Here is a 2,813-nt window from a genome sequence, read left to right on the forward strand (position 1 = left end):
GAAGAGGGGGAGAAGAGAAAGAGAGAAAAAAGGAAAAAAGAGGGAAGGGGAACGTTAGTTCAACAAAATAGCCGCTAGCCTGAACTTAATTTCAGGTTTGGGCTAGCGGCTAATGCAGCTTAATGATTCAATCGAGAGGCAGTTGGCAGTTGTTAATTCATCAGATTCTCTATCCGATCTGCACGGATCCAGCACATTTCCTTGATATCTATGGTCGCTTTGAAGTCGTCTATCAAGGTAAAACGATCTTGAAGACTGACCAACGACTCAATACGGAACATATCTCGCAGTCTATCAAGTCCACCCGAATCGATGTTGAATAACGCAAAAGCATCCACGTCAAGACTCATAATAAGTTTCTTTACTTTGTCTTCCTTACTATGTTCCATATAGAATTCCTCAAGTATTTTAACCCTAAAAGCGTCTGAATCAGGGTTCAGATAGAGTAATTCAATAGCTTCTTCTTCAGGAAACCGTTCTTGTACATAATTCTGTAATTCAATTTCATCTTCCTCATACGAATAATCGAATGCAGATACAACTCTGCTTTGATGAAGGATGGTGAAACCCCAGCCGTGGTCTTCGAAATTATAAAAGTATAATAGAGGTACGCCAGCAGTCATTTTTATAATATCCTCAGGATAGGTGTCACTAACTTCTGTACCTTCCGTAAAAAACAAGCTCCATTTATCATTAAGCGGTTTTATAAAAATGGGATTGAAGTCTTCGATAGCTTTCCTATGTTTATTCAATACAAGACTGCCTGAAGTAAATTCACTCATTTGTTTACCCCCGTAATGTCATATCATCAATTAAGATTAATATTTCGCTGGATACCAGCTAATCACCTTCATTTTCCAAGAGTATTGCTATCGGTTTGTTAAGTTAACGGGCAGATTTCTCCAACAAAAGTCGGTACAGGCAATAGATTTTTCAAGTTCTTGTCAAAAGATATTGGAGAAAACAGCACATTTTATATTTACAAATCTATAAAAATAGATATAATAATCTGTATGGAACCATTACAGATTTATAAAGCTTTGTCTAACGAGACGCGTAGTCAAATTATGCTATGGTTAAAGAATCCAGAGGAATTCTTTGATGAAAAACCTTATCTACAACAAAATCTCAATTTTCAAATTGGTGTATGCGTGGGAGATATTCAGGCTAAAGCAGGTCTTGCACAGTCTGTTATTTCGAGTTATTTGTTGACGATGCAAAAAGCTGGTTTGTTGGAATCTGAGCGAATTGGGAAGTGGACGTACTATCGTCGAAACGAAAAGACAATACAGGAATTTTCCGAGTACATCCAAAAGAAACTATAGACTGAAAGGAGGTCTTTTTTTTTGTAATATACATCTATGAATCTATATATGTAAATATAAAAGGAGACTTACATTTAAAATGAAACAGGTTAACCCTTTGCTTATCATTATTTTGGCTTTAGGCGTATTCGGTATTATTACAACGGAAATGGGGATTATAGGTGTTTTACCCCAGGTAACTCAAAAATTTAATATATCGACCTCACAGGCTGGATGGCTTGTAAGTATATTTGCTCTCGTCGTTGCTATCTCAGGTCCATTCCTGACATTACTCGTATCCGGTATTAATCGTAAAGTCATTCTATTAACCACTTTGCTTATTTTTGCAATTTCGAATATGGTTTATGCTTATACGACCCAGTTCGATGTGATGCTAGTTTTTCGTTTTATCCCTGCTATTTTTCATCCCGTCTTTTTTTCGGTTGCCCTTGTGACCGCAGCCAAGCTTGTCCCTCCGGAAAAAAGCAGTAAAGCGGTCACAAAGGTTTTCGCCGGAATCACGGTGGGGTTTGCTTTTGGCGTGCCTTTGACATCTTATCTCGCGGAGAAGATTTCGTTAGAAGTCGCTTTCCTGTTCGGAGCTGTTGTAAGCATGATTGCCTTTGTAGGGATACAAGTTTGGCTTCCTTCCATGCCTGTTAAGGAAAAAATGTCTTATGGCAAGCAGCTTGGCATATTACGTAAACCTCAATTGTGGTTAAATATCGTGACCGTTATTTTTATCTTTGCAGCTATGTTTTCTGTGTACAGCTACTTTGCTGAATATCTTGTGCAAGTAACACATATGAACGGGTCAGGAATCAGCATCATGTTGATGGTCTTTGGTATCATCATGATTTTTGGGAATTTTTTATTTGGGGGCTTTGTTCATAAAAGCATTACAAAGACCGTCATCATGTTTCCTCTGCTATATGCGGTAATTTACTTATTCGCTTATTGTCTGGGATCTTATCTCATTCCGATGGTTGTTATCGTAATCATTTGGGGGGTAGTGCATTCCGGCGGGCTTATTGTCAGTCAAGCATGGTTAACGACCGAGGCGAAAGAAGCTCCCGAATTCGGCAACAGCTTGTTTGTCTCATTTTCCAATCTTGGAATTACTGTAGGGGCTTCTATCGGTGGTTGGTTTATTTCTCACTTGGGAATACATCAACTCATCTGGAGCGGAATTATGTTTACATTGCTTGCTTTCGTATTGATTATGGTAAAAATAAAAATTTCCAAACCGAATGCAGAGGAAGTAAACGTGCGTTAAACTAATGGGAAACGATAGTTGAAGACTAAAAGGGCTGCCACGTGGCAGCCCTTCGTAGTTATGCTAACGGGCAGGATAATGGAATATTTGGTACTTAAATTAAACACCACAAAGGAGTGTGTTATGTCGCATAATTTGGGGCTGAAAATTGATTCTGAAAATCGCTTTGATAAATTCGTTAAGAAGATAATAGAAACCCAGCTTGTGTGGGATTTGAAATCCGAGGACGGTTG

At 38.4% G+C, this 2,813-nt stretch carries 3 protein-coding genes; 2 read left to right on the plus strand and 1 reads right to left on the minus strand.

Annotation, left to right across the window (positions count from 1 at the left end; genetic code table 11):
- Positions 1–152: 152 nt before the first annotated feature.
- The gene (locus tag ACIFSR_RS34660) at positions 153–782 is read right to left on the minus strand and encodes a hypothetical protein (RefSeq protein ID WP_339206047.1); all 630 of its coding nucleotides are present in this window, start codon (positions 780–782) and stop codon (positions 153–155) included.
- 231 nt (positions 783–1,013) lie between these two features.
- Between ACIFSR_RS34660 and ACIFSR_RS34665 the strand changes: the two genes are divergently transcribed.
- Together ACIFSR_RS34665 and ACIFSR_RS34670 are read left to right on the plus strand one after the other, a co-directional pair.
- Entirely contained in the window at positions 1,014–1,325 is a 312-nt protein-coding gene (locus ACIFSR_RS34665; protein WP_339209456.1) for an ArsR/SmtB family transcription factor, read from the plus strand.
- 79 nt (positions 1,326–1,404) lie between these two features.
- Positions 1,405–2,580 carry an MFS transporter gene (locus tag ACIFSR_RS34670; RefSeq protein ID WP_430063789.1) on the plus strand — a complete coding sequence of 392 codons (1,176 nt, stop codon included), beginning with the start codon at positions 1,405–1,407 and terminating at the stop codon, positions 2,578–2,580.
- The last annotated feature ends 233 nt before the right edge of the window (positions 2,581–2,813 follow it).

It is taken from the genome of Paenibacillus sp. NRS-1760 (assembly GCF_050467785.1).
Lineage (GTDB): Bacteria > Bacillota > Bacilli > Paenibacillales > Paenibacillaceae > Pristimantibacillus.

What these genes read in the sequence shown, in the direction of transcription:
- ACIFSR_RS34660 (WP_339206047.1), bottom strand. Translation starts at nt 782, where the DNA reads ATGAGTGAATTTACTTCAGGCAGTCTTGTATTGAATAAACATAGGAAA.
- ACIFSR_RS34665 (WP_339209456.1), top strand. Translation starts at nt 1,014, where the DNA reads ATGGAACCATTACAGATTTATAAAGCTTTGTCTAACGAGACGCGTAGT.
- ACIFSR_RS34670 (WP_430063789.1), top strand. Translation starts at nt 1,405, where the DNA reads ATGAAACAGGTTAACCCTTTGCTTATCATTATTTTGGCTTTAGGCGTA.